The organism is Gammaproteobacteria bacterium (assembly GCA_015709615.1).
Classification (GTDB): domain Bacteria; phylum Pseudomonadota; class Gammaproteobacteria; order Burkholderiales; family Nitrosomonadaceae; genus Nitrosomonas.
The window spans coordinates 3,246,185-3,272,115 of record CP054179.1 but is presented as its reverse complement, the minus strand read 5'-3'; the positions used below and the strand labels follow the sequence as shown (position 1 = coordinate 3,272,115).

Here is a 25,931-nt window from a genome sequence, read left to right as displayed (position 1 = left end):
GTCAGTCCGATTCTCTCAGAAAGCCCGGTTGCTCCGCTTAATCCATTAGAATTGCAGCAACGCAACCGGAAACGATGTAAACAAGCTTGAAACGAGCAGTTGCGGCACGCCATCCCTATCAGTGACCGGTACCGCTTCTTGCGTCAATACATTCAAACCTTGCCGCTTGACGGTAAGGTCAGGAATATCGATCACTGTCGTATCATCCCACTGGAGGGTTTCCATCAGCGGTCCGCCGGCATCCGCCGCTACCAGCTGCGAAAACCAGCGCGGCGCAATGATGACTAACGTCGTTTCTTCGCTCCGGCGGGCAAATGCGCAAATATGATCTTTTTGAGCACCCGCCGCGGCCAGCGGCAGGTAAGCGCCATTCTGAAAAACTTCCGGCCATCGTTTGCGGCATTGTAACAGCCGCCACGTTAAGTACAGCTTGGCGCGCCCGTCGGTCATATCCTCCAGCAGCTGTTTTACCTGTTGCGCCAGCGCATTCTGCGGTACGTTGACATGAGCTTCCAGGTCTTTCAGCAGTTGCTGGTTTTGCGTGTAATCGACAGCTTTCCGGTTATCCGGATCTACCAGACTGAAATTCCATAATTCATTACCCTGATAGATATCGGGCACACCCGGCACGGTCAATTTGAGCAAAGTTTGCGATAACGAATTCAGCATTCCCCATTGCGCGATGATTGGATGAAACGCCTGAAAGGCTGATAAAAAAGTATTCTTTTCCGGAAAACACAACAGTTTCTTAATGAAAGCCGACAAACCTTCTTCATAGACTGTATTGGGATTGATCCAACTCGTGTGCTGTTTCGCTTCGCGCACTGCTTTGAGCATATAGGCTTCCATGCGCTCGATCAGTGTTTGGTGTTTATCTCCGGTGAATTCTCCCAATGGCCAGATACCGGCCAACGTTTGATAAATCAGGTATTCATCATTAGCACTCGGGATTTCTTCGTCATTGACACGCATTTTCTTATGCTTATTCAGTTGCCGCCAGCGCAGTACTTGTTTATGCCAATTACCGGAAATCTCGGATAAGACATTGATGCGCGCACGCACATCTTCGCTGCGCTTAGTGTCGTGCGTGGAAGTGTTGAGCATGGAATGCGGCCAATATTCCAAACGCTTGCTATTTTCGGAATGAAAGGCATTGACCGAAACACCGAAAATACGCGGATCGCCGCCGACTTCATTCAGCGAAATCAAGCGGTGATACTGGTAAAAGGCGGTATCTTCGTAACCTTTGGCCATCACCGGGCTGGAAAATTGCTGAAACTTCATGGCAAAGCCGGTGATAGCGGCTGCATAAAGCGGGTCTTCATCCGTTGCGGCATCAAGCAACAACACCGAACCGAGAAAATCGAAAATACTAATATCCATGATTTGGGTGAGTTTCTTGGCCTTGGCTATCGCCCACTCAACGTAGCGCCGATCCAACGCCGTGACTTGATTGTCACGGACATAAGTACGGTAAACCGGCAAGCAAGCGGTTACCTCGGCCAGTGCATGGCGCAGATTATTGGTAGTGAAGTCTCTTGTGTAAGGCCGCAGCTCGCAGATACGGCTCAATTGCCCCGCCATGACATTGAGCTCGCTCGCCATCGCATGCTTCATAATCTGATGCTTGCTGTAATAAGCCAGTTCTTCAAAATCGAACCGGCTATGAGCAAACGAACGGTAAGTGCGTTCCAATGCGGCTTTGGCTTGAGGATTAACAAACAGTCCATTGACTAAGTTGCAGAAATCATAGCCGGTGGTGCCATGAATGGCCCAGTCCGGGCGTAATGATTCGTGGCTGGCGAGGATTTTCTCGGCTACGATGTAAATCGCTTTTTCTCCCTCCACCGGCAGCGATCGCATGGCGGCACGGTCCTGCAGCCGCTGAAAATACTGCAAGGGATCGTACAATCCGTCGGGATGATCGATACGCAGACCGTCAACTTTGCCGCCGGCAATCAATTCCAGCGCCAGCTGGTGGGTGATCTCAAAAACATGATGATCTTCCATACGCAAGGCTGCCAGATCGTTGATATCAAAAAAGCGGCGGTAATTGATTTCATCGGAGGCGACGCGCCAGTTGGCAATCCGCCAGGACTGAACTTCAAGCAATTCATGCATCAGCGTAAAAGATCCGAGACTATCCAAGCTGCCGTTATAATCGTTGAGGGTGTCTTGCACCATCTGCCTAATGGATGGCGAAACCTCGATCAATGCCGCCAGACGTCTCTTGAGTAATTCCTGATCGCGCCGCCGTTCCAGAATTTTTTCAGGTGCGGTAGTTTCCTGCGGCGGCAGATTATCAAAAGCGGTGACCAGGCTTGCTAGTTCTTGCAAGTAAAGATCATCGGGAGGCAATTGCGCTTCCACTAGCGACAAGCGATGCCGCAATAACCGCGGATAGGCGCGTGGAGTAATCGGCAGACGATGTTGGTAATACCATAAACTGAAGCTACCGCAATTCTCGTCGAAGCTGAGCTTCAATTCACCATCTTCCAGCGTCTTGCCGTAGGATTTCCCCAGTATGGGCAGCAGCACTTTGCCGCATAACTCTTTTTTGAGCGGCTGCCAGTCGATATCGAAAAAAGACGCAAAAGCCGAGGCAGGCCCGTTTTCGAGTACATCAAGCCACCATTGGTTATCGGCTCCCATCACGCCCATGTGATTGGGAACCAGATCGAGGATTTGCCCCATACCGTGCGCATGTAGCGCTGCGCAGAACGATTCAAATTCCTCCTTTGTTCCGATTTCAGGATTTAACGCGTTGTGATTAACGATATCGTAACCGTGATTACTGCCGGGGCGCGCCTTGAGATAAGGCGAACAATACACATGGCTGATGCCGAGCTGAGCCAGATAAGGCACCAGCCACGCCGCCTGCACAAAAGTAAAATCCCGGCTGAGCTGCAAACGGTAGGTAGACAACGGGATGCGCAAATGCCGGTTGCGCTTGGCTATAGTGCGCATTCGAGGGCGTTCCTGACGCATTGCGGCACATAGGGCAAGCACCCTATGGTCGGTTGCGCAAGCTTCGAGGCAAATGGGAATTTTGCGGCGCCAATTCGGATGTTGCGTCGTGGTGGAAGGAATATTGATCTGCTCCGCCACCTCGAGCACATCCTCCATTTGCACCATCAATAGCTTGGCGGGGCTGCGCGCCAGGTAACTATAGACCGCGACAATGAATTCCGGCGTTGCAGTGGACAGTGACGCGGGATTGGCCGCCAAACCTTGCGGCAATAATTCCGCTTGCTCCAGCAACAGCAGCAGATGAGCGCGCTCCTGCGCGCGGCCGACAATTTGAGCGCGGCGCGCGTCATCCGAGCTGAATAATTGCAATGCCGTGCGCTGCACAATATCCCGTCCTTGCCAATAACCCGGCAGCGTCGGCAAGTCATGCGTTGTCACCGCTGCAAGCGCTTGGGCGGGATAGTTCTGTGGCGCAATGAAGTTGCCGGCCGTATCCTTTTCCAATATCAACAACCGGTAAGAAAGAATATCCGCCGGCGGCAAAGCAGCCTGCACCTCGGCCGGCACCGTTCCCAAATCTTCACCGATAATCAAGCATTGGTTGCGTTGACTTTCCAGAGCCAGGATCCCGAGCAATTCTTCAAAAGGATAACGCACATAAGCACCTTCCGCGGGCGTCAGGCCAGCCGGTATCCAGTACTGACGCATCAATCCCATGACATGATCAAGACGCAAAGCGCCCGCATATCGCATAGCGTGCCTGAGCGTCGCAATGAACGGCGCATAGCCCGCTTCGCGCAGGCGATCGGGTACGAGCGGCGGCAATCCCCAATCCTGGCCTCGCTGATTGTTCAGTTCCGGCGGCGCCCCTATTCCGACCCCCATTGCGTAAAGCGCCTGATTGGCCCAGGCCTCGGCCCCGCTGCCATCCACCGAAACCGCCAGATCCAGATACAAACCCACACCAAGCCCTAATTCCAATGAACGCCATCCGGCCGCACCCAGCTGCAAATCCGCCTGCCATTGCAGGTAAGCAAAAAATTTGATGCGGTCAAGGTGCTGTTGTTCAAATGCATGTACTTCGTCCGATCCGAATTGGCGGTATGGTTCCGGCCATACCGGCCAGCCCCATACGCCGGGGTCTTGATTATGGAAATATTCTTGCAGCGCTTCGAATAAGGCAAGATGATGCAAATGCTCGCCTTCCTGCGCCTGGAAAGCGCGAAAGGCCGTGGCACGTTCGCTGTTTACCGCAATATGCCGTGTTGAAAAATGCTGGAATAACATTTCCAGCAAAGGCAACTTAAGCGCGGCGACACCGGCATAATCGACCCTATCGGTTGCGCGCAATCCTTCCAAGCGGATTTGAAACTCCGGCGTTCTCAGGATGGAACGCACCGCCTCGCATTCATGAAAATCGGCAATCGCCTCGACATCAAGGTAAAGAATGTTCAGAAACAGACGGCTGGAAGGACTATACGGGCTGGCATGCTCCGGGTTATGTGGAAACAATGCATGCAGCGGATTGATGCCGATAACATCGGCGCCTTGCGCCGCCCATTGCTCCAGCAGTCTGCGCAGATCGGTGAAATCACCCATGCCCCAATTGCGTTCCGACCGCACGGCATAGAGCTGGATGGCGGGGCCCCAGATGCGGCCGGTGCGGGCAACCGCTTCCGGTTGATAACAGTTAACCGGGGTAACAATGAGTGTCTGCTGCGCGCAAGATTCACCGGAGCGTAATAGCGTCAGATGGTGGTAGCCCGGCGTCAGGCACTTGGGTAAATTCAGACGCCAAGCGGTATGAGCAACGCGATCGATTTTTCTGGTTTTAATTTTTCGCAACACTTGAGGACTACAATGTCCTTGCAGGCTACCGCCTGTCTCAAGATCCAAACGCCACTCCCAGTCACCGGAAAAAAGATTGTCCGGTATAGCCAGGCGCACCCAGGGCGTATGCCAGGGCACTACCGATACCGGCTCAAGTATGCAGCGCCAAGGGCGCAGTTTGTGTTCCTGGATGGCGGCCGCGATTTTTTCCGCTGTGGAAACATCGAACCCCATGGCGGTCAACAGCAGACGCTGGGTTGTTGCAGAGGTGAGATGCCGCCGCTGCCAGTTATCGGTATATTCCGGCAAGATGCCGGCCAGATCGCTCAGTTGCGCCAATAACTCGGTTTCATTTCCGGACTTAGCCATGATGCTCGTTCAAATACCAGACGGTAGCGAAAGCGGGTAGGATGCCGGATGAAAGGCTCTGCTCCAGTTTCTCTTCACTGCCGAAGAATGCCTTGCCTTGCGGCAAACCGGCCAAGCTGACCGGTATCGCACCCAAATTGACATAGACCGACAATTGCGCGTCAGCTTCAAGTGACCAGCTGGCATGCAGCGCAGAGGGCGAAAGCACTGCAAAATGGCCGTCATGCACACCATGCAGACGCGGCACAATGATGCGTTGACGGATCTCCAGCAACGTATGATACAGCTTGAGCCAGTTGCGATTGTCCGGCTGCTCTTGCGCCTGCCAATCCAGTTTGGCCAGCTTGAAGGTTGACGCGGCGCAAGGATCCGGGATTCTATTGCGTGCCGCAGGATCATGGAAACGCTCAAAGCGGGCGAACTCGTTGCGCCGCCCCTGTGTCACAGCTTCCGCAAGATCGCCGCTGAATTCGCAAAAAAAGGGAAACGGTTCACGCGCACCCCATTCCTCTCCCATGAACAGCAACGGCACGGCGGGCGATAGCAAAAACAAGGCTACGGCGGCACGTAATGGTGCGGCTACCGTCAAGGTCACCAAGCGCTCACCCATAGCACGATTACCGATCTGATCATGATTCTGAAGAAAGCTGACAAAAGCCGAAGGCGGCAGAAAGGCGCTTGATTCACCGCGCGGCTTGCCGTTGCGATAAACGGAAATTTCGCCCTGATACGCGAATCCTTCCGTGAGGCAGCGCCCGAGATGACAGATCGGCTGGCGGACGTAATCCGCGTAATAACCATCGCTTTCATGGGTTAGCAGAACATGACAGGCATGGTGTGCATCGTCGTTCCACTGCGCGTTGTAGCGTAGCGCTTGTCCGTCCCGCTCGCGCATTAGATAACGGACGGCATTGCGATCATTTTCCAGAATCAGGTGAATAGGGCGTTGTGCGGCGAACGTTTGCCGCACGGTGTGCGCCAGCTCCTCGAGAATATCGGGATGACCGTTATCGTGCATAGCATGCACGGCATCCAGCCGCAAGCCGTCGAAATGGTATTCTTCCAGCCAATAGAGCGCGTTATGCCGGTAAAAATCACGCACCGTTGTTGAACCGTCGCGATCGAAGTTGATCGCCGCGCCCCAGGGCGTATGATGCCGATCATTAAAGAACTGCGGAGCGTAATGATGGAGGTAATTACCTTCCGGTCCAAAATGGTTGTAAACGACATCCAGCAGCACCATTAACCCGCGCCGGTGAGCGCTTTGTATCAAACGCTTGAGATCGTCCGGAGTTCCGTAAACGCTATCCGGAGCAAATAACAGGGTACCGTCATAGCCCCAATTGCGTTGCCCGGGAAAATCGGCTACCGGCATCAGTTCGATCGCGGTCACACCCAGTGCAGCCAAATAATCCAGCCGCTGCTCAACGGCGGCGAAAGTCCCTTCAGGCGTGAAAGCGCCCACATGGATTTCGTATATCACCGCCTCTTCCCACGGCCTGCCGCACCAGTCGTCATCTTGCCAATCGAATGCGGCAGGATCGATGACCTGACTGGCTCCATGCACATCGTCAGGGTTATAGCGCGCGGCGGGATCGGGTACGCACAGCCCGTCATCGATTTGGTAACGATAGAGACAGCCTGCTTGCGCTCGCGGACTTATCCACTCATACCAGCCTTCTTCCGCAGCGGGCATGGCAACAGGCGCTTCATCGCCGATAAGCAGCACGACCCGGGCGGCCGATGGCGCCCATAAGCGGAAACGCACCTGGCTGGCTTGTGTCAATTCGGCGCCGAAGGGCATGCTGTGTTGTCGTTTCATATGTTCCCTTATCAATAGTGCTGCTGTAAGGAGCGAAGCCGGTCAGATGTCGGTATTATTTTCCGCGCCTGCGATGGCCTGATCAAACAAGTCGAGCAATAAGAGTACTGGACTCTCCAGCAATACAGGGTCGCCGTCGAGTGCTTTTTTTACTTCAGCGAGTATTTTCTCAAGCTGAAACCGCAGGAGTAATTGATGCCATTGCACCGGCTCGATCGGATATGAATCGACTTCAGCCATAGTCATGCGGTAGCCCGAAAGAAAACTATCGATGGCCGCTCTTTGCCATTGCAGCGCGCGGCTCTCGAGCAAATCGCGGAGCGTCCGGTTTTCAGTAAAATGCCGTTTTACCGTGAGCGCGGCGGCCATGCTCAGCGAATAGCACATTGCCGCAACATCCTTGAGAGGTGGCTGCTTGGCGCGGCGGAGTTCGAGCGGCAGACTGGGATCACCTTCAAAATCGGTAATTATGAAATCGCTATGCGCCATCAATATCTGATCGAGATGATAATTTCCGTGGGTGCGGCTTTTGTACCCGCACAACTCATCGCCTTGCGCACTCGCAAAACGGTCCAGTACAGGCTGGCGCAGACTGAGCAGGCGCGCGCAAACAGTTTGCAGCGGCTCGGGCAACTCGAAGGATTTCCGTTCGAGTTGATTAAAAGTATCGATGAGATCCGCGCGCAATTGTTCCGCGTGCGCCGCCGCTTCGCTCATTGTCAGCGTTTCAGGGTCGAATGCCGGATCTCCGGTGATCTTGGCTAAGGCACAATGCAAGCCGGCAGTGCACCGCCCCAGCACTTCCATCTGCGATAGGTAACCGGCATGTATTTCCGGCTCGCACGCTTGATCGAGTTCCGTGGCGCATAGTTTGAAGTAGCGATCCAGATAATCCTGCGTGTAATCCCAGGCAGTACCTTGATTGGGAATATAACCATGCAACACGGCAATGGCAGTCGCGCCATTTGCGGTCTGATACTGCAAACTTCCTGCCAAAGGCGCCACACACCGGCAGGGTGAAGTTTCGGTCAAAAACCTGCCCATTTCCAGTTCAGGATTGATACCCTCTCGCACCCGCCGGTAAACCTTGAGAATCAACTGTTCACCATACACGATGGCGGTATTGCTTTGCTTGAGCCGGGGTCGCGTCACCTGGATCGTTTCCGGCAGATCGGGAAATGCCGCAGTGCTGGAAAACACCATTTCACCGGAAGCGAAGGGAAAGCGTAGGTTGGCTGCGATAGCTCGCAGAAAAAAACAGCAAAATGCATCTTCACCCAAGGCATCATAAAGTATACCCTCGCGCGCATGCTGCCTGACCTTCGCCAGCATCCAAGGCGACATCGCATGGTATTGCTGTTCCGCTGTTTCGCCGAGCGACAGGCCCAATGGCAAGAAATAGGTTTGCGCCGTACCGTTATCCAGTGCAAGTTTGATCAATAGCGGCAACCATCCTTGGCCTTCCGCAGTTTTCCAGACATCGCTCAGCTGCAGATCCAATTCAAGTTGCGCAATCGCATGTTCCGCCCCGGCATACCAGTATTGCGCGGCAAGAAACGGCGGCAATATTTCCGTCTCCAATTGCAGCCGGGTTTTACGCGTCAGCAGATCACTCACTTTACCAACCGGATCGGCCATCAACGCGCTTAGCAATCCTTCAGGCAAAACCAATACCGGCATCATTTCCCGGGGAAGCTTGTCAATGTGCCAGACGGGCGCTGCCACATCGGTTGCCAATCGAAACCAGTAAAAACTGTAACTCGGCAAACTCAATAGATAGGGCAACTCGCCAATGGCTGGAAAAGCGGTACTGCCGATCAACTCAACCGGTACGCGGCCCTTGTACGCAACCAGATCCAGTTCGACGGGCTGCGCGCTGCTCGCAAGGTTGGCTACGCACAGAATGCTTTCTTCCTGATATTCGCGTAAATAGGCGAGTACTTTGCGATTGCCCGGATGTAAAAATTTGATGCTCCCGCGTCCAAAGGCTTTATGACTTTTACGCGTCACAATCAAGCGGCGCATCCAGTTCAGCAGCGAGCTTGCATTGCGGCTTTGCGCTTCCACATTCACGGCCTCATAGCCGTAGAGCGGATCCATAATGGGTGGCAAATAAAGCCGCTGCGGGTCGACATTGGAAAACCCGGCATTGCGGTCGGGGCTCCATTGCATCGGTGTGCGCACGCCGTTACGGTCGCCGAGGTAGATATTGTCGCCCATGCCGATTTCATCACCATAATAAATGATCGGAGAGCCGGGCATCGACAGCAGCAAACTATTGAGCAGTTCTATTTTGGCGCGGCTACCGCCCATCAACGGCGCAAAACGACGCCGGATGCCCAAATTAAGCCGCGCGCGCGAATCGACAGCATAAATCCCGTACATGTAATCACGTTCCCGGTCAGTCACCATTTCCAGCGTCAATTCATCGTGATTACGCAGAAAAACCGCCCACTGACAGTTTGCCGGTATCTCCGGAGTCTGCGCCAGTATTTCAATGATGGGATGGCGATCCTCCTGGGCTACCGCCATGAAAATACGCGGCATCAAAGGAAAGTGAAAAGCCATGTGACACTCATCGCCGTCGCCGAAATACTCGCGCACGTCTTCCGGCCATTGATTAGCTTCGGCCAGAAAAATACGATCGGTATAATGCCGGTCCAGGCCCGCGCGCAAATGTTTGATGACGGCATGGGTTTCGGGAAGATTTTCATTATGCGTTCCCTCGCGCTCGCACAGATAGGGAACGGCGTCCAAGCGCATGCCATCCACGCCCAGATCGAACCAGAATCGCATGGCACGCAGTATTGCGTTCATCACGTGAGGGTTGGCAAAATTGAGATCGGGCTGGTGGGAAAAGAAACGATGCCAGTAATACGCTTTGGCCACTTCATCCCAAGCCCAGTTCGATTTCTCCGTATCGGTGAAAATGATACGGGTATCTTCGTACTTCTTGATCGTCTCGCTCCAGACATAATAATCACGCTTGGCGGAGCCTGGCGGTGCTGCGCGCGCTGCTTGGAACCACGGATGCTGATCGGAAGTATGGTTGATAACCAGTTCGGTAATCACTCTCAGATTACGTCTGTGCGCTTCTTTCAAAAAGACCCGGAACTCGGCCAACGTTCCGTAATGGCTATGAATATCGCGGTAATTCGAAATATCGTAACCGTCGTCGCGCAACGGCGATGGATAGAATGGCAACAGCCACAGGGTATCGATGCCGAGATCCTTTAAGTAATCCAGCTTGGTGACCAAGCCGGGAAAGTCGCCGATGCCATCGCCATTACTATCGCAATACGCACGTACATGCAGCTGATAAATAATGGCGTCTTTGTACCAAAGGGTATTTTCTGCGGTATTCATAAACTCCCTCCGCCAGTCAAATAATTGATACCTCTGCGATTGCTTAAAAGATTACCGCGCAGCCGGCCGCTTTAATTCACTTTAATAGTCAGTACTTCAAATAATTCATCTATTCACGCAAATTGTTCTGTATTTTCTCTGTGTTTCAAATTGCACCCATCTAATCGTCCGCAATCCCCTGCCCCGGAAACAGCACATCGGTGAATCCGAACAAGCGAAAATCCTTGATGCGCATCGGATACAAAATGCCTTGCAGATGATCGCATTCATGTTGCACGACGCGCGCATGAAAACCGCTGACGCTGCGGTCGATGATCTTGCCGTATTGATCCGCGCCGTGATAGCGCAACCGCGCGTAGCGCGGCACCATGCCGCGCATTCCCGGCACACTCAGGCAACCTTCCCAGTCGTCCTCTAGTTCATCCGATAACGGTGTCAGTTGGGGATTGATCAACACGGTGAAAGGCACTTCTTCGGCACGGGGATAACGCGGATTTTGCTCGAAGCCGAAAATTACCACCTGCAGGCTCACACCGATCTGCGGCGCGGCCAAGCCTGCGCCGTTGAGATACGCCATGGTATCCTGCATATCCTGGATCAATTCGTGCAACTCGGCGGTATCGAAGCGCTCGACCGGTTTGGCGGCTTGCAACAATACCGGATCGCCCATTTTAAGTACCGATCTAATGGCCATCGCAACCCACCGCATGTTCCAGGATGTTTCTGACATGCGCCATCGCTTGCTCCAAAACCGCATAGATTTCCTTTAGCGCTATGGCATTCACATTGGCGCCCCGCCCGGCGGCATGGTTGGCAACCACCGCGAGAGTGGCATAGCTTAATCCCAATTCTCTCGCCAAGGCCGTTTCCGGCATACCGGTCATGCCGACCATATCCGCGCCATCGAGCTCCAGCCGGTTGATTTCCGCAGCGGTTTCCAATCGCGGCCCTTGGGTCGCAGCGTAAACGCCGCCATCGGTAATGGCTTGCTGTGCATTATGCGCCGCTTGCAGCAACAGCGCGCGCGTCTGCTGGCTGTACGGCAAGGTAAAATCAATATGTGTCACCGGTTGATCCTTTCCTTCAAAAAAAGTGAAATTGCGTCCATAGGTATAATCGATAATCTGATGCGGCACCACCAGTCTGCCCGGCGCCAGATCGGCGCGGATACCGCCGACCGAAGCTACTGAGATGACATGCTCCGGTTTCAGCGAATGCAGCGCCCATAAATTCGCGCGGTAATTGATCGCATGCGGCGGGATGGTGTGGCCATGTCCGTGCCGCGCCAGAAATACGATGTCCACACCGCGCAATTTGCCGAATGTCAGCGGCCCGGAAGGTTCGCCGTACGGCGTGCGGATGATTTGCCGGTGTGATATTTCGAGACAGGATAATTGCGTCAACCCGCTGCCGCCGATAATTGCCAGCACTGTTTCCCTCCGTTTTAGTCTTTTGCTGCATAAACTGCGGGCAGATTGCGCCACGCGCCATGAATATCCATGCCGAAGCCGAACACGTAACGATCCGGCACCGTCAAGCCGGTAAAATCGGCCTGGAACGGTTTCGGCCTGCCCGTTTGTTTCTCAGCAAAAACCGCACTATAAAACGCTTTCGCGCCGTTCTCCAGCACTTTGTCGCGGATCGCCGCCAGCGTGATGCCTTCATCGAGAATATCATCCAGCACTAGTATCACCCGGTCCTTGACACATTCTCTGGGCTCCACCCGCCAGCGGATTTCTCCACCCTTCAATGCATTGCCGTAGCGCGTCAAATGCACATAATCAAAATCCAACGGAAATTGCAACTGCGGCAGTAACTGTCCGGCGAAAATCACCGCCCCTCGCATCACGCACAAGACTAACGGTTGCTGCTGCGATAACACGTGTGTGATTTGCGCTGCCAAACGATGCACGGTTTGCTGCACGGTTTGCTCGGAATGAATCAGCTCGGCTGTTGCAAATATTTGCTGCGCTTGCGAGGCATTTATCATGACAATGAAATGTTCAAACTTAACAGGATCAAGTTTGAGTAGTGTGCAACAAAACCGGATATTTTCCTACTGGTACAGAATACTCATTTGCAACTTGTAAACCGCGCTTTTTCACTTGGTTCCGCCTTGCTTGACCACCGCTCGCCAGCATTTTCAGAGCCTCCAAGGAAAATCTCACGTGAAATCATTGCAATACACACGATTTGGCAGGATAGCGGCGAATTCCGCCGCTCATCGCCTTGACGATTGGCAGTTTATTGAATACGGCAGGAAATACTTGCGGGGATTACTTGGAACGGCTCGGATTGTTGAGATGAGTACCTACGCCATATTCATACACCAGTTTCCCGCCCAGCCATCCGGCGCCGCAAAGAAAAACAAAACCGGTAACCGACAAAGCGATGGCGATCAAACCCGGTTGTTCGAGTTGCGTGCCGCTCAGTCGCAAAAATAAACTGACCGCATAACAAGACCAGCTGGTCATGACCAGTATCATGTGCTGATTGGCTATCTTTGCCGCTGGGCTCTGCGGATCGATTTTCCCTAGTTCCAGCAGGCCGGTCGTCATCGCCAGCAACGCGGTAATCGTGCCGGTAACCAGCAACACCCCAGCCACCCAACCGACTTGTTCATTAGTAAATAAACTGGCAATGTCTGCGAGCGTGGCAAGAAACCAGGTTGCTACCGGGAAATGAACCAACATCGGATGGATAGGGTGTTTCATGGGCGTTATTTTCCTTGTTAACTAAAGAAACAGACTCAGCAGTGTAAGAAAACCAGCTACTGCCACACCTGCATGGATCAACACGACACTCTTAGGAGCGACGGTATTTTTAATATGAATCGAAGCCAAATAGAAGCCGCCCAATGCCGCCACGACCAGCAAACCCAATGCGGCGGTCAGGCGCGAATCCCCCGAGCCTTCCAGCACCAGCATGATGAGCATGACCAAACCTGCCGCTCCCAGCAAAGCATGCACAATGGACAAAGACCAAGGCGCCAACTGCCCGGCAAATACTTTCAGAGCCAATACGGCGCCACCGACAGCTGCGATTGCTAAAACAATGACTAAATATGTAAGCATTCACTTCTCCTTTCCTTATAATGTCAGGGCCTGTACTTTACTGCACCTTTTATAACTTTTGCAATATAAAAATGTCAAAACTGATTTTATTAAATATTTCAAATAGTTAAATGTCATCGTTATCCTTCCTAGGCCAGAGCCAGCAATCATTAGTCACCGCTTTACTGCGCAACCGCGCCGGACTCACGGTGGACGAGTTGTCACAGTTATTGTCTATTTCCCGTAACGCGGTCAATCAGCATCTATCCAGCCTGGGAAACAGCGGCTTGATCCAAAGCGCCCAGCGGGAAAGTACCGGCGGCAGGCCCAGCAAAATTTATTCGTTGTCACCGGACGGTTTGGAGCTTTTTCACAGGCGCTATTCGTTCATTGCCAAACTGCTGCTTTCCTGGGTCGACAAAAGCCTGGGCGAACAGGAACTGCAAGCGTGTTTGCAATCGCTGGGAGAGCAAATAGCAGGCGAGTTCGAGCATCGCATGGCGAAACAGCCAACACCGGCTGATAAACTTCGTGAGGCGGCGGCGATTATGTCCGAGCTGGGCTACGATGCCAACGTGAGGCAGGATTCGGAGAATTCCGCCGAGATAATCGCCAATAATTGCATTTATTATCAATTGGCCGAACAACACCAAGGATTTTGCGCACTCGATTTGAGTTTCCTGTCCGCTTTGTTAAAAGCCGACATTCAACACAAAGAATGCATCGTCAAAAAGGGGAACTACTGCTGCTTCGCGATTGCGGGGCATGCGGAATAATGGAAACGCGCGATTAGAAAGCACTGAAAACTACTGCAACAATGCTTGCAATCCGGTTTCATCGAGCAACGTTATCCCCAAACTGACCGCTTTGTCATACTTACTGCCGGGATCGGCACCCACGACGACATAATCGGTTTTCTTGGAAACGCTGCCGCTGACTCTGCCGCCCAGCGCTTCGATTTTTTCCTTGGCGTCTTCTCGGCTCATCGTCGGCAACGTGCCGGTGAGCACGAATGTTTTACCGCTCAACGGTACGGCTGTTCCGGTTAGTAACGATTTCCCTTCGTGCTCATCCCAATGCACGCCGCAGGCGCGCAGTTGTTCGATGACTTCACGGTTATGCGCTTCGGCAAAAAAATCGGCGACACTTTGCGCCACGACCGGGCCGACATCGGGAATTTGCTGCAAATGCTCGCTGTCCGCTGCCATCAAGCGGTCCAGACTACCCAAATGCGCCGCCAGATCTTTCGCCGTCGCTTCACCGACATTGCGGATACCGAGTGCGTAGATAAATCGCGCCAGTGTGGTGCGCTTGCTTTTTTCGATCGCGTTTACAATGTTGTTCGCCGATTTATCCGCCATGCGTTCCAGATTAGCCAGCGCAGCGATTCCCAATCGATACAGATCCGCCGGTGTACGCACGATCGCCTGGTCGACTAATTGATCGACCAGTTTATCACCCAAACCTTCGATATCCATCGCCCGGCGCGAAGCAAAATGTAACAGCGCCTGTTTGCGCTGCGCCGGACAAAACAATCCACCGGTGCAGCGCGCCACCGCCTCGCCCAGCAAGCGCACCGCTTTCGCGCCGCACACCGGACAATGTTCCGGCATGGTAAATACCAAAGCACCCGGCAGGCGTTTTTCCGCCACCACCGCTACCACTTCCGGGATCACATCGCCGGCGCGGCGTACAATCACGGTATCGCCGATGCGTATATCCTTGCGTTCGATCTCGTCAGCGTTGTGCAAGGTCGCATTGGTCACGGTGACACCGCCGACAAATACCGGTTGCAGCCGCGCAACCGGCGTCAACGCACCGGTGCGGCCGACCTGCACGTCGATATCGAGCAATTGCGTCATCGCTTCTTGCGCGGGAAATTTATGCGCAATGGCGAAGCGCGGCGCGCGTGACACGAACCCGAGCTTCTCCTGGAACGCCAGTGAATTGACTTTATATACCACACCGTCGATAGCATACGGCAGATCGTCCCGCTTGGCGCCAATCGCTCGATAGTATTCCAGCAATCCGGGTAATCCCGTCACTACCCGGCATTCCTGAGATACCGGAAAATGCAAGGCGGAAAGATATTGCAGCATCCGATAATGCGTATCCCGCGGTAAATTTGCATCGTCGCATTGCCCAATGCCATACGCGAAAAAAGTGAGCCGCCGGGTCGCCGTTATACCGGGATCGAGTTGACGCAACGAGCCCGCGGCGGCGTTGCGCGGATTGGCGAATTCCTTTTCACTTTTGGCCAATTGCTGCTGATTTAGGCGTTGAAAATCTTTTTTCAACATCAATACCTCACCGCGCACTTCCAGCAACGCGGGTGGATGAGACAGCGGCAATCTTAAGGGAATCGACCGGATTGTCCTCAGGTTCAGCGTAATATCTTCACCGGTATAGCCATCGCCGCGCGTTGCGCCGGTTTTAAAGTCACCATCCTCATAACGCAAACTGACTGCCAATCCGTCAAATTTCGGTTCTGCGGTATATTCGATCTCATCAACAGCCAGCCCTTCGCGCGCACGCCGGTCGAAGGCGTCGGCTTCGCTATCTTCAAACGCATTGCTCAACGACAACATCGGAATAGCATGCGTAATTTGCGCGAAGGCTTTGAGCGGCGCTGCACCCACCCGTTGCGTCGGTGAATCGGCGGTGATCAGTTGCGGATAATCCTGCTCGATTTGCTGCAATTCGCGCAGCAATCGATCGTAATCCGCATCGGGAATGGCAGGATCATCGAGCACATAATAACGGTAATTATGCCGCTCGATCTCCGTTCGTAACGCCTGCGCGCGCCGATTCATTTTTTCAATATTGTCGTGCATTGCCAAAGTATAACCAATCGCGGCAAAACGCGGTTTTAGTTATTGGCTAAAAATCCTTTATACTGCGCACTCCATCGAAAAATTCCTTTACGAAATCCCAATGTCTCAAGAAGAAACGTCACGCGACATGAGTAGCAACACATTAAAAATCCGCATTCAGATTCAACAACCGCAACCGCAAGCCATCGAAGAGCTTTATCCCGAACCGGAAGTTACTTATGAAGAAACGCTGGATTGGAATAGAATCGCCATCGCAGCGGTATTACTGCTGTCTCTGCTTGTTTTGACCGGCTATTTGCTCTTTGCCGGTGGAGATGGCGAGAAAATTCCGGCGGACAGTACAACCGCTACGGTTCCTGAGGATTCGGCGCTGCAGAAAAAAACCAAACCGCAGCTCGGCACGGCAAACGACACAACCGGAACGCAATTCAGCGAATTGATCAGCGCACAAAAACCGACGTCCGAACCAGCCGAGCCAGTCAAATCCAAAACCTCGAACAATTCGATCAAACCCGTCGTAATACCGGCCAGAAAACCGCCATTCAATTCAACAGCCAATCCATCCGGCAATGCCGGAAAAAAAATCCCAAAAACGGCTGTACAAACGAAGCCGCAGGCATTAGCCGAGGTGAAACCGCAAGTGCCAACGGATCAGGCGGAGGTTGTCCGGGCGCAATTGAGTCATGCGATCGAAGCACGCGAACCGGTCGATTCCATCGACGCAGTGCATCTGCAACCGGGAGAATCCAAACCCATTTATTTCTATCTGCATTTAAAGAATTTGCAAGGAAAGAATGTCCGCATCGACTGGTATTACAATGACAAATTGGATTCAAAATTGAATCTGCGTGTGCACAACAACAATTGGCGCACGCACGCCAGCAAACAACTGGATCAACGGCGCCTGGGCGCATGGCGCGTTGAATTGGTCGATGAAACCGGAAACCGCCTGGCGGCAAGAAACTTTACCGTCACTCAGCCGTGATGTCCGCTCACAACCTGTTGTACGCATCCAAGGATTAATTATGAAATATTGCAGCCATTGCAGCGCCACCGTCGAATTGAGCATCCCGGAAGGCGACTCATTGCTACGCTACATATGCACTGTGTGCAAAACCATTCACTATCAAAATCCCAAAATGGTGGTCGGCTGCATTCCGGAATGGGAGGATAAAATCTTGCTGTGCCGCCGCGCCATCGAACCGCGGCTGGGCTGGTGGACACTGCCGGCCGGTTTTATGGAAAACAATGAAACGCTGGCGCAAGCCGCGGCGCGCGAAACGTTGGAAGAAGCCAATGCGCGCGTGGAAATCGGCGATTTGTACGCTGTCTATAGCCTGCCGCATATCAGCCAGGTTTATTTCTTATTTCGCGCACGGCTGCTCGACCTCGATTTCAAACCCGGCATCGAAAGCCTGGAAGTCAAATTGGTTTCCGAGCACGAAATACCCTGGGAAGAAATGGCGTTTCGCGTCATCCACGATCCATTGCAGCAATATTTCAAGGAACGCAAAGAAGGGAAACTGGGATTTCATATGGGTGTTATCGACAAGCCATCTGGTCGTTCCTGAGTAAGGCTATTGTTTCCTTGTGCAAAACACCCCTAAGGTTTTAGATTCCCCCTCGGCGCGCTATAATGTCCATTTTTCCAGACTTCAGACTCCTATGAAGCATTTACTCGGATTATTGTTATTGTTTTTCGCTTTTTCATCGGTATCCGCCCAGCCGCAAAATATCTCCGTCGCAGCCAAGGCTTACATGCTCTCGGATTTTCAAACCGGTCAAGTACTGGCCGGTCAAAACGAAGATGAGCGCATAGAGCCGGCGTCATTGACAAAACTCATGACGGCGTATGTGGTATTTGCCGCGATCAAACAAAAATTGCTGGCACTGGATCAAGCGGTTCCGGTATCCGAAAGCGCCTGGCGCATGATCGGTTCGCGCATGTTCATCGAACCCAATAAACCGGTGACTGTGGACGAGTTAATCCGCGGCATGATCGTGCAATCCGGCAATGATGCGTGTATCGCTTTGGCGGAAGCAGTCGCGGGCTCGGAAGCCGGCTTTACCGATCTGATGAACAAAGAAGCAGCCCGGCTGGGAATGAAAAACACTCATTTCACCAATTCGACCGGCTTGCCCGATCCGGATCATTACACAACAGCGCACGATCTGACACTACTGGCAACGGCGATCATCCGCGATTTTCCGGAATTTTATCCGCATTATTCGCAAAAAGAATATACCTACAACAATATCACGCAACCGAATAGAAACCGGTTGCTATGGATAGATCCGCATGTCGACGGCATGAAAACGGGATGGACCAAAACCGCAGGCTATTGTCTGATTACCTCGGCGATTCGCGACAAACGGCGGCTCATTTCAGTCGTCATCGGCGCCAAATCCGCCAATGCGCGCAGCCAAGAAAGCCAACGGTTACTTAATTATGGCTTCCAATTCTACGATACGCTGCATTTATACAAAAAGAACGACTCATTGACCACCATCCATCTATGGAAAGGCGCACGCAACGAGCTAAAAGCCGGGTTCGACCGGGATGTTTATTTCACGCTGCCTAAAGGCCAAGGTGACAAACTGAAGGCCACCATGGAATACAAGCAGCCACTCATCGCTCCGGTGCAACTCGGTCAGGAAGTAGGCACGGTAAAATTCACACTGGACGACAAAACCATCGAAACCTATCCGTTAGTCGCGCTGGAAAAAGTCGATAGCGCGAACTTCATCGGCCGGGCCTGGGATAGTGTAAAATTACTCTTTAATTAATACAGTCTTAACCCATTACGGAAGGTTCGCATGATATATCTGAACGGTAAGTTTATGCCTATTGAGGAAGCGTGCATTCCGGTGCTGGATCGCGGTTTTATTTTCGGCGACGGTGTGTACGAAGTCATTCCGGCTTATTCGCGCAAACCCTTTCGTCTCGGCAAGCATCTCAAGCGATTACAACACAGTCTGGACGGCATCCGCTTGAAAAACCCGTTCAGCAACGACGAATGGAAAAATCTGCTAGAACAAGTCATCGCAAAAAATGACGGAGAGGATCAATATCTCTACCTGCACATCACACGCGGTGTCGCCAAACGCGATCATGCATTTCCGGCCAACGTGCCGCCGACTGTTTTCATCATGAGCAATCCGCTGCTGCCGCCGCCCGCGGAGCTGCTGGTCAGCGGCGCTTCGGCCATCACCGCACTCGATAACCGCTGGATCCGCTGCGACGTCAAGGCCATTTCGCTGTTGCCAAATGTGTTGTTGCGGCAACTGGCGGTGGATGTGCAGGCGCTGGAAACGATCCTGATCCGCGACGGATTCCTGACCGAAGGCGCTGCCAGTAACATTTTCGTGGTCAAGAACGGCGTGCTGCTGGCGCCACCGAAAAGTAATTTGATGCTGCCCGGTATCACGTACGACGTGGTGCTGGAGCTGGCGGCGGCGAATCGCATTCCGCACGAAGTGCGCGACATTTCAGAAGCGGAAGTACGCACGGCGGACGAGATTCTGTTAACTTCCTCGACCAAGGAAATCATGCCGATCACTTCACTGGACAATCAACCGGTTGGAAAAGGAAAACCGGGCGAACTGTTCGCGCGTTTGCACGCGCTGTATCAGGACTATAAGGCCACGAACATGCGCGGTCATTCCTGCGGTTGCTCGCATTCGTAACCGACAGTTTGAATTCACCGATGTCAGAACAACCTTCACTGATCGAATATCCTTGCGACTTTCCCATCAAAATCATGGGCAAGGCTCAGCAGGATTTCACCCAGATTGCGCTGGCGATTGTTAAATTTCATGCGCCCGATTTCGATACCGCGACTTTGGCGGTCAAAGCCAGCAAGAACGGCACTTATTTAAGCCTTACCTGCACCATCCGCGCGACTTCCCGCTCGCAACTGGATGCTCTGTACCAGGCTTTATCGAGCCATCCCATGGTTGCCGTGGTATTGTAATTGTTGTGCTCTTTCACGATGCAAAATCAATCCTTGTCTGTTTCCACTCCACAACATTTCGTCGTCAAAACACTGGGGTTATGCGATTACCAGACAACCTGGCAGGCCATGAAGGATTTTACGCATCACCGCAGCGAGCAAACCCGCGATGAAATTTGGCTTTTGCAACACCCGCCGGTTTTTACTCAAGGCATTGCCGGAAAACCGGAGCATCTGCTGCACGATCATGGCATTGCGGTGATTAAGACGGATCGCGGCGGCCAGATTACTTATCATGGGCCGGGACAAATTATTGCGTATTTGTTGCTGGACATCCGCCGCCTGAAACTCAGTGTGCGCGAATTGGTCAGACAAATGGAAAATGCCGTGATCGACGTGCTGCAAGATTATCACGTCAAAGCCGCCGGCCGCACAGAAGCGCCCGGCGTGTATGTCGGCAAAGCCAAAATCGCATCGTTGGGTCTTAAAATCCGGAAAAACTTTTGTTACCACGGCATCGCGCTGAATGTGGATATGGACTTAACGCCGTTTTCGTACATCAATCCTTGCGGTTACCAAGGATTACAAGTCACGCAAACCAAAGATCTGGGCATTCCCGACGGCGTGGAAGTTTTAGGTGCAAAACTAGCAAATCATTTACAAGAAACACTTCTTACCAGAAAAATCAACTGAATATATGACTACCGATACCCGCCAAAAAGGCGCCGACAAAACGGCGCGCAATCCCGTCAAAATAGCACCGCAATCGCGTGACGATCTGCTGCGCAAACCCTCGTGGATTCGCGTGCGCTCATCCAACAGCGAAAATTATTACGAAGTCAAACGTCTGTTGCGCGAGCATAAACTACACACCGTATGCGAAGAAGCATCCTGCCCCAACATCGGCGAGTGTTTCGGCAAAGGCACCGCCACCTTCATGATTCTGGGCGATTTATGCACGCGCCGCTGCCCGTTCTGCGATGTTTCGCACGGCCGGCCAAAACCGCCGGATGCCGATGAACCGCTGCATCTGGCACAATCGATCGGTGCCATGAAACTACGCTATGTGGTCATCACCAGCGTGGATCGTGACGACTTACGCGACGGCGGCGCACAGCATTTTGCCGATTGTATCCGGGAAATACGCGCCCATTCGCCACACACTAAAATCGAAACCTTGGTACCGGATTTCCGCGGCCGTCTCGAAGTGGCGCTGGAAAAACTCGCCGCCTGCCCGCCGGATGTTTTAAACCATAATCTTGAAACGGTACCCCGCTTGTACAAACAATGCCGCCCCGGTGCAGACTATGCGAATTCCTTAAAACTGCTGAAAGACTTCAAGGCGCAATTTCCGCATATTCCGACTAAATCCGGTCTGATGCTGGGATTGGGCGAAACCGACGAAGAAATCCTGCAAGTTTTGCGCGACCTGCGCGAACACAATGTGGAAATGCTGACCATCGGGCAATATTTGCAGCCCAGCATCGGTCATCTGCCGGTCATGCGCTACGTCACGCCCGAAGGCTTTAAAGTGTTTGAACAAGCCGCGCTGGAAATGGGTTTCAGCCACGCCGCCTGCGGCCCGATGGTACGCTCCAGCTATCATGCCGACCAACAGGCGCACGAATCCGGTTTGCTTTAAGAAGAAAATTCGAGAAAACCGCTACACTCAGCGATACTGCGTTGAAATCAGGTTATAAAGCTCATTGTCCACTCGAAAACTGCGCTTTTCCACCTGATTTCACTTGCCTGATCATCGCCCTCACTACCTTTTTCAGAAACTTCCCTAAGCAGAATCAGAAAAAGCTTCAACTCATCGCATTTTTTCCGATATTACTTCCCAAATGTTTGCAGTAAACTGCGGATCGTTGATCCACCTTGATTCAAAAATAAACAGGGGTAACTATGGAGAAAAGCGCAATACTGAGTGCGTTGGCTACCGAAGTCGAGCAAGGAAGATTGATTTTTCCCACCTCGACGCATGCAGCGATCAAAATTAATCGTGCTTTAAACGATCCCGATTGCAATCTTGAGATGGTGATCAAATTGATACAGTTGGAGCCGTTGTTGTCGGCCAAAGTTGTCGCTATCGCCAATTCCGTGGTTTTCAACCGTTCGGGAAAAAGAATCACCGATGTACGTTCGGCCGTGAATTTGATCGGCGTGCGGACGGTGCGCAATCTAGCAACGGCTGTCGTGGTGCAGCAGCTTGCCGGAGCGCAAGCGCGAAGCGAAATGGTGACACAATTATGGCAGCATTCCGCTCATGTGGCTGCACTGGCGCAAGTCATCGCCCGCCGCATTACAAAGCAAGACCCGGAGACCGCGATGTTTGCGGGCATCATTCATGAGATCAGCTGGTTCTATCTGTTAGCGCGCGAAAAGTATTATCCCGGCTTGGTCGATGAGAGCCTAGCCAGTTCCTGGAACAGCGACGAAGATTTGGAGGATGAAACGGAACTCGAGTGCGAAATAAAAATCGGCAGCGCGATCCTCAAAGCGCTATCGATTCCGGAATCGATCATCGACAATATCGTTTATTTATGGCGCGGTTACCTGGCATTTCCTCCTGCCACGCTCGGCGATACGCTGTTGTTCGCCGATCAACTGGCTCCCGTCAAATCTCCTTTCATGCTACCTTCAAATCAAACGGGTTTCAGCATCGCAAATATCGATCTATTATCCGACGAGGAAACGTTGAGTAATATCCTCAAAAACTCGCAAGAGGAAGTCAACTCGCTAACACACGCACTGTGTGTATAAAAAGCCGGTGATTTTTTTGCCAGCCTGAAACCTCTCTATGATTCCATTCGCTGCCAGGCACACAGAATTATCAAGCAGCAATGATCTCAAAATCATGCGTTATGTTTACCGTCTGCTTCAGCATGATGGAAGCCGAGCAATATTTCTCCGCGGACAGATTAATGGCGCGCTCGACCGTTTGCGGATTCAGATTGTGACCAGTAATAACGAAGTGCAAATGAATATCGGTGAATACTTTCGGATCGACCGGCGCGCGTTCGGCTTCGATTTCAACGACGCAATCGGTGATGTCCTGACGGCTTTTTTTCAGAATCAGCACCACGTCGAATGAAGTGCAACCGCCCAACCCCATTAGCAACATCTCCATCGGCCTCGGTCCAAGATTCTGTCCGCCGGCATCCGGTGCACCATCCAACAATACCGAATGACCACTGCCAGATTCCGCCAGGAAACTGACATTTCCTTTCCATTTAATACGAGTTTTCATCACGCCCTCAGCAAATCAGGATTTGTCGCAAATTTTGTTTTGATGCAAATAAAAAGCCGACGGTGTTAGGCGTCGGCTTTCCTGAATTCAGGATGAATTACTTCAGGGTCAGAATAAAGTCGGCTAACGCTTTAGCATTTTCCGGGCTGACGTTAGCATTAGGTGGCATTGGGATTGTGCCCCAAACACCGCTACTTCCTTTTAATATTTTATCTGTCAGGTATGCAGAAGCATCAGCTTGGCCTGCGTATTTACCAGCGATATCTTTCAGAGCCGGGCCAACCAGTTTGGTGTCTACATTATGGCAATTCAAACATCCACTACTTTTTGCCAAATCAGCGTTGGCTTGAGCAACACCAGCTAATAAAATGGCAGATGCAGCAACTGCTCCAATTAAAACTTTTTTCATATCTCTTCCTTATAAAAATAATAAAAGGGTTGATATTCTAACCCGAACTTAACAGACTTGCAGCAATTCCTGTCAATTTGCACCAGCAGTACGGCGTTGTCGCGCTTCGACTCGAACATTGACCGGCTCGCTGCTAACTCCGATGATACTGCGTTGCTGAGACTTAAAGGTAAATTATTTAGTTCCGGCGCAACAACGAAATTGCAGCGAGCATTCCTTCACGGCGGAGGAGCCAGCTTAACCGGCAACCAGCACACCTCCGCCAGGAACTGATACCACTGACCACTGTCGGGAATGTCACTTCCGGGCTAATCCGTTATCGCACCTGCGCTGGCGCTGGAAACCAGTTGCGCGTATTTCGCCAAAACCCCGCGCGCATAACGCGGTTGCGGCGGTTGCCAGGCGGCGCGCCGCTGCGCCAAAACGTCATCCGGCACATTCAGTTGCAGTAAGCGCTGCTCGGCATCGATGGTGATTGAATCGCCTTCCTGCACCAATGCGATAGTACCGCCGACAAAAGCCTCCGGAGCAACATGCCCGACCACCATGCCGTAAGTGCCGCCGGAGAAACGCCCGTCGGTGATTAAACCAACGGAATCGCCCAAGCCTTCGCCGATTAGCGCAGCGGTCGGTGATAACATTTCCCGCATGCCGGGGCCGCCTTTCGGACCTTCGTAGCGGATCACCACGACATCACCCGGCTGGATTTTACGCGCCATGATGGCCACCATACAGGTTTCTTCCGATTCGAACACGCGCGCAGGCCCGGTAATTTTCGGATTCTTGATGCCGGAAATTTTCGCCACGCACCCTTCGGTCGACAGGTTGCCTTTCAGAATCGCCAGATGACCTTGCGCGTACATCGGATTACCCCATTGCCGGATCACGTTTTGGTCGGCGCGCGGGGTATCGGGAATATCCTTCAGCACTTCCGCCACGGTTTGACCGCTGATGGTGATGCAATCGCCGTGCAGCAATCCATGATTCAGCAACATTTTCATCACTTGCGGAATACCGCCTGCTTGATGCAAATCGGCCGCCACATAACGCCCGGATGGTTTCAGGTCGCACAATACCGGTACTTTGGCGCGTATCCGTTCGAAATCGTCTATGCGCCATTCGACTTCGGCGGCGTGCGCAATCGCCAGAAAATGCAAAATCGCATTAGTGGAGCCGCCCACCGCCATGATAACGGTCACGGCATTTTCAATCGATTGTCGCGTGATGATGTCGCGCGGCAGGATTTGCTTTTTGATCGCATTGACCAGCGCTTCGGCGGATTGTCCCGCGCTGATCAGCTTCTCGTCGTCTTCCGCCGACATGGTGGAAGAATACGGCAAACTCATACCCATCGCTTCGAACGCCGACGACATGGTATTCGCGGTATACATACCGCCGCACGAACCGGCACCGGGACACGCATGCCGTTCGATCTGCAACAATTCCTCGTCGTCGATCTTATGCGCGCTGTGCTGCCCTACCGCCTCAAATACGCTGACCACCGTCAAATCCTGATTCTTATAGTGACCCGGCTTGATCGTGCCGCCATAAACAAAAATCGCCGGCACATTCATGCGCGCGATCGCGATCATCGCACCCGGCATATTTTTGTCGCAGCCGCCGATAGCGATCACACCGTCCATGCTTCCGCCCTGCACGCAGGTTTCGATCGAATCGGCAATCACTTCGCGCGACACCAGCGAATACTTCATGCCCTCGGTGCCCATCGAAATACCATCCGATACCGTGATGGTACCGAACATCTGCGGCATCGCCCCTGCTTTTCTAAGCGCCGATTCGGCTTTCAATGACAGATCGTTCAATCCTTTATTACACGGCGTAATCGTCGAATAACCGTTAGCCACACCGACAATCGGCTTGTTAAAATCCCCATCGCTGAAACCGACCGCGCGCAACATGGCGCGGCTGGGTGCGTGTTGTGTCCCTTGGGTAATAATCTGGCTCCGTTTATTGTCTGGCATGCTTGCTCCTGAATAAAATAAAAATACAATTTATGACCAAGCGTGCGCAAACGCACTTGGTATAATGTCCGCTATTTTACCGTAAATAAGGCC

At 52.6% G+C, this 25,931-nt stretch carries 21 protein-coding genes; 9 read left to right on the top strand and 12 right to left on the bottom strand.

Annotated elements, in window-relative coordinates:
* Positions 1-45: 45 nt before the first annotated feature.
* From HRU77_15655 to HRU77_15620, 8 genes are all read right to left on the bottom strand, one after another.
* Positions 46-5,169 (bottom strand): malto-oligosyltrehalose synthase, encoded by a 5,124-nt coding sequence (locus HRU77_15655; protein QOJ21996.1) that lies wholly within the window; start codon positions 5,167-5,169, stop codon positions 46-48.
* Positions 5,162-6,991 (bottom strand): malto-oligosyltrehalose trehalohydrolase, encoded by a 1,830-nt coding sequence (gene treZ / locus HRU77_15650; GenBank protein QOJ21995.1) that lies wholly within the window; start codon positions 6,989-6,991, stop codon positions 5,162-5,164. The genes HRU77_15655 and treZ overlap by 8 nt, the downstream gene beginning before the upstream one ends.
* Positions 6,992-7,033: 42 nt before the next feature.
* Positions 7,034-10,357, bottom strand: a complete 3,324-nt coding sequence (gene treS, locus HRU77_15645; GenBank protein ID QOJ21994.1) for a maltose alpha-D-glucosyltransferase — start codon at positions 10,355-10,357, stop codon at positions 7,034-7,036.
* A gap of 160 nt (positions 10,358-10,517) precedes the next feature.
* Entirely contained in the window at positions 10,518-11,051 is a 534-nt protein-coding gene (locus HRU77_15640) for a peptide deformylase (protein QOJ21993.1), read from the bottom strand.
* Positions 11,041-11,787, bottom strand: a complete 747-nt coding sequence (locus HRU77_15635; GenBank protein QOJ21992.1) for an S-methyl-5'-thioinosine phosphorylase — start codon at positions 11,785-11,787, stop codon at positions 11,041-11,043. The genes HRU77_15640 and HRU77_15635 overlap by 11 nt, the downstream gene beginning before the upstream one ends.
* A 14-nt stretch (positions 11,788-11,801) precedes the next feature.
* Positions 11,802-12,347, bottom strand: coding sequence for a hypoxanthine-guanine phosphoribosyltransferase (locus HRU77_15630; GenBank protein QOJ21991.1), 546 nt, complete (start codon positions 12,345-12,347; stop codon positions 11,802-11,804).
* A gap of 286 nt (positions 12,348-12,633) precedes the next feature.
* Positions 12,634-13,071 carry a DUF2231 domain-containing protein gene (locus HRU77_15625; protein ID QOJ21990.1) on the bottom strand — a complete coding sequence of 146 codons (438 nt, stop codon included), beginning with the start codon at positions 13,069-13,071 and terminating at the stop codon, positions 12,634-12,636.
* A 21-nt stretch (positions 13,072-13,092) separates the two neighbouring features.
* The gene (locus HRU77_15620; protein ID QOJ21989.1) at positions 13,093-13,431 is read right to left on the bottom strand and encodes a hypothetical protein; all 339 of its coding nucleotides are present in this window, start codon (positions 13,429-13,431) and stop codon (positions 13,093-13,095) included.
* Between the two features lie 110 nt (positions 13,432-13,541).
* On the opposite strand from HRU77_15620, the gene HRU77_15615 reads away from it, so the two are divergent.
* Positions 13,542-14,186: an ArsR family transcriptional regulator gene (locus tag HRU77_15615; protein QOJ21988.1), complete on the top strand. Its 645-nt coding sequence runs from the start codon at positions 13,542-13,544 to the stop codon at positions 14,184-14,186.
* Between the two features lie 30 nt (positions 14,187-14,216).
* Here the strand turns inward: HRU77_15615 and ligA are convergent, their stop codons facing one another.
* On the bottom strand, positions 14,217-16,244 hold the full coding sequence (gene ligA, locus HRU77_15610) for an NAD-dependent DNA ligase LigA (protein QOJ21987.1): 2,028 nt from the start codon (positions 16,242-16,244) through the stop codon (positions 14,217-14,219).
* Between the two features lie 127 nt (positions 16,245-16,371).
* Here ligA and HRU77_15605 point away from each other — a divergent pair, with 127 nt between their 5' ends.
* The 8 genes from HRU77_15605 to HRU77_15570 all read left to right on the top strand — a co-directional run bounded on the left by HRU77_15605 (position 16,372) and on the right by HRU77_15570 (position 22,960).
* Positions 16,372-17,229, top strand: coding sequence for a DUF2914 domain-containing protein (locus tag HRU77_15605; protein ID QOJ22214.1), 858 nt, complete (start codon positions 16,372-16,374; stop codon positions 17,227-17,229).
* 40 nt (positions 17,230-17,269) lie between these two features.
* Positions 17,270-17,815: an NUDIX hydrolase gene (locus HRU77_15600; protein QOJ21986.1), complete on the top strand. Its 546-nt coding sequence runs from the start codon at positions 17,270-17,272 to the stop codon at positions 17,813-17,815.
* Positions 17,816-17,909: 94 nt separating this feature from the next.
* Positions 17,910-19,031, top strand: coding sequence for a D-alanyl-D-alanine carboxypeptidase (locus tag HRU77_15595; protein QOJ21985.1), 1,122 nt, complete (start codon positions 17,910-17,912; stop codon positions 19,029-19,031).
* Between the two features lie 30 nt (positions 19,032-19,061).
* Positions 19,062-19,931, top strand: coding sequence for a D-amino acid aminotransferase (locus HRU77_15590; GenBank protein ID QOJ21984.1), 870 nt, complete (start codon positions 19,062-19,064; stop codon positions 19,929-19,931).
* Between the two features lie 20 nt (positions 19,932-19,951).
* Positions 19,952-20,218 carry a DUF493 domain-containing protein gene (locus HRU77_15585; protein QOJ21983.1) on the top strand — a complete coding sequence of 89 codons (267 nt, stop codon included), beginning with the start codon at positions 19,952-19,954 and terminating at the stop codon, positions 20,216-20,218.
* Between the two features lie 18 nt (positions 20,219-20,236).
* Positions 20,237-20,890, top strand: a complete 654-nt coding sequence (gene lipB / locus HRU77_15580) for a lipoyl(octanoyl) transferase LipB (GenBank protein QOJ21982.1) — start codon at positions 20,237-20,239, stop codon at positions 20,888-20,890.
* Between the two features lie 4 nt (positions 20,891-20,894).
* Positions 20,895-21,839 carry a lipoyl synthase gene (lipA, locus tag HRU77_15575; GenBank protein ID QOJ21981.1) on the top strand — a complete coding sequence of 315 codons (945 nt, stop codon included), beginning with the start codon at positions 20,895-20,897 and terminating at the stop codon, positions 21,837-21,839.
* A 263-nt stretch (positions 21,840-22,102) separates the two neighbouring features.
* Positions 22,103-22,960 (top strand): HDOD domain-containing protein, encoded by an 858-nt coding sequence (locus HRU77_15570; protein QOJ21980.1) that lies wholly within the window; start codon positions 22,103-22,105, stop codon positions 22,958-22,960.
* A gap of 70 nt (positions 22,961-23,030) precedes the next feature.
* Here the strand turns inward: HRU77_15570 and HRU77_15565 are convergent, their stop codons facing one another.
* The 3 genes from HRU77_15565 to ilvD all read right to left on the bottom strand — a co-directional run bounded on the left by HRU77_15565 (position 23,031) and on the right by ilvD (position 25,838).
* Complete coding sequence (locus HRU77_15565; GenBank protein QOJ21979.1) at positions 23,031-23,447, bottom strand: OsmC family protein; 417 nt, start codon at positions 23,445-23,447, stop codon at positions 23,031-23,033.
* Between the two features lie 97 nt (positions 23,448-23,544).
* The gene (locus HRU77_15560) at positions 23,545-23,856 is read right to left on the bottom strand and encodes a c-type cytochrome (protein ID QOJ21978.1); all 312 of its coding nucleotides are present in this window, start codon (positions 23,854-23,856) and stop codon (positions 23,545-23,547) included.
* 308 nt (positions 23,857-24,164) lie between these two features.
* Positions 24,165-25,838: a dihydroxy-acid dehydratase gene (gene ilvD, locus HRU77_15555; GenBank protein ID QOJ21977.1), complete on the bottom strand. Its 1,674-nt coding sequence runs from the start codon at positions 25,836-25,838 to the stop codon at positions 24,165-24,167.
* Positions 25,839-25,931 lie beyond the last annotated feature (93 nt).

Bases quoted from the DNA above. Each gene is read 5' to 3' on its own strand.
- HRU77_15655 (QOJ21996.1), bottom strand. From the start codon at position 5,169: ATGGCTAAGTCCGGAAATGAAACCGAGTTATTGGCGCAACTGAGCGAT.
- treZ (QOJ21995.1), bottom strand. From the start codon at position 6,991: ATGAAACGACAACACAGCATGCCCTTCGGCGCCGAATTGACACAAGCC.
- treS (QOJ21994.1), bottom strand. From the start codon at position 10,357: ATGAATACCGCAGAAAATACCCTTTGGTACAAAGACGCCATTATTTAT.
- HRU77_15640 (QOJ21993.1), bottom strand. From the start codon at position 11,051: ATGGCCATTAGATCGGTACTTAAAATGGGCGATCCGGTATTGTTGCAA.
- HRU77_15630 (QOJ21991.1), bottom strand. From the start codon at position 12,347: ATGATAAATGCCTCGCAAGCGCAGCAAATATTTGCAACAGCCGAGCTG.
- HRU77_15625 (QOJ21990.1), bottom strand. From the start codon at position 13,071: ATGAAACACCCTATCCATCCGATGTTGGTTCATTTCCCGGTAGCAACC.
- HRU77_15620 (QOJ21989.1), bottom strand. From the start codon at position 13,431: ATGCTTACATATTTAGTCATTGTTTTAGCAATCGCAGCTGTCGGTGGC.
- HRU77_15615 (QOJ21988.1), top strand. From the start codon at position 13,542: ATGTCATCGTTATCCTTCCTAGGCCAGAGCCAGCAATCATTAGTCACC.
- ligA (QOJ21987.1), bottom strand. From the start codon at position 16,244: ATGCACGACAATATTGAAAAAATGAATCGGCGCGCGCAGGCGTTACGA.
- HRU77_15605 (QOJ22214.1), top strand. From the start codon at position 16,372: ATGAGTAGCAACACATTAAAAATCCGCATTCAGATTCAACAACCGCAA.
- HRU77_15600 (QOJ21986.1), top strand. From the start codon at position 17,270: ATGAAATATTGCAGCCATTGCAGCGCCACCGTCGAATTGAGCATCCCG.
- HRU77_15595 (QOJ21985.1), top strand. From the start codon at position 17,910: ATGAAGCATTTACTCGGATTATTGTTATTGTTTTTCGCTTTTTCATCG.
- HRU77_15590 (QOJ21984.1), top strand. From the start codon at position 19,062: ATGATATATCTGAACGGTAAGTTTATGCCTATTGAGGAAGCGTGCATT.
- HRU77_15585 (QOJ21983.1), top strand. From the start codon at position 19,952: ATGTCAGAACAACCTTCACTGATCGAATATCCTTGCGACTTTCCCATC.
- lipB (QOJ21982.1), top strand. From the start codon at position 20,237: ATGCAAAATCAATCCTTGTCTGTTTCCACTCCACAACATTTCGTCGTC.
- lipA (QOJ21981.1), top strand. From the start codon at position 20,895: ATGACTACCGATACCCGCCAAAAAGGCGCCGACAAAACGGCGCGCAAT.
- HRU77_15570 (QOJ21980.1), top strand. From the start codon at position 22,103: ATGGAGAAAAGCGCAATACTGAGTGCGTTGGCTACCGAAGTCGAGCAA.
- HRU77_15565 (QOJ21979.1), bottom strand. From the start codon at position 23,447: ATGAAAACTCGTATTAAATGGAAAGGAAATGTCAGTTTCCTGGCGGAA.
- HRU77_15560 (QOJ21978.1), bottom strand. From the start codon at position 23,856: ATGAAAAAAGTTTTAATTGGAGCAGTTGCTGCATCTGCCATTTTATTA.
- ilvD (QOJ21977.1), bottom strand. From the start codon at position 25,838: ATGCCAGACAATAAACGGAGCCAGATTATTACCCAAGGGACACAACAC.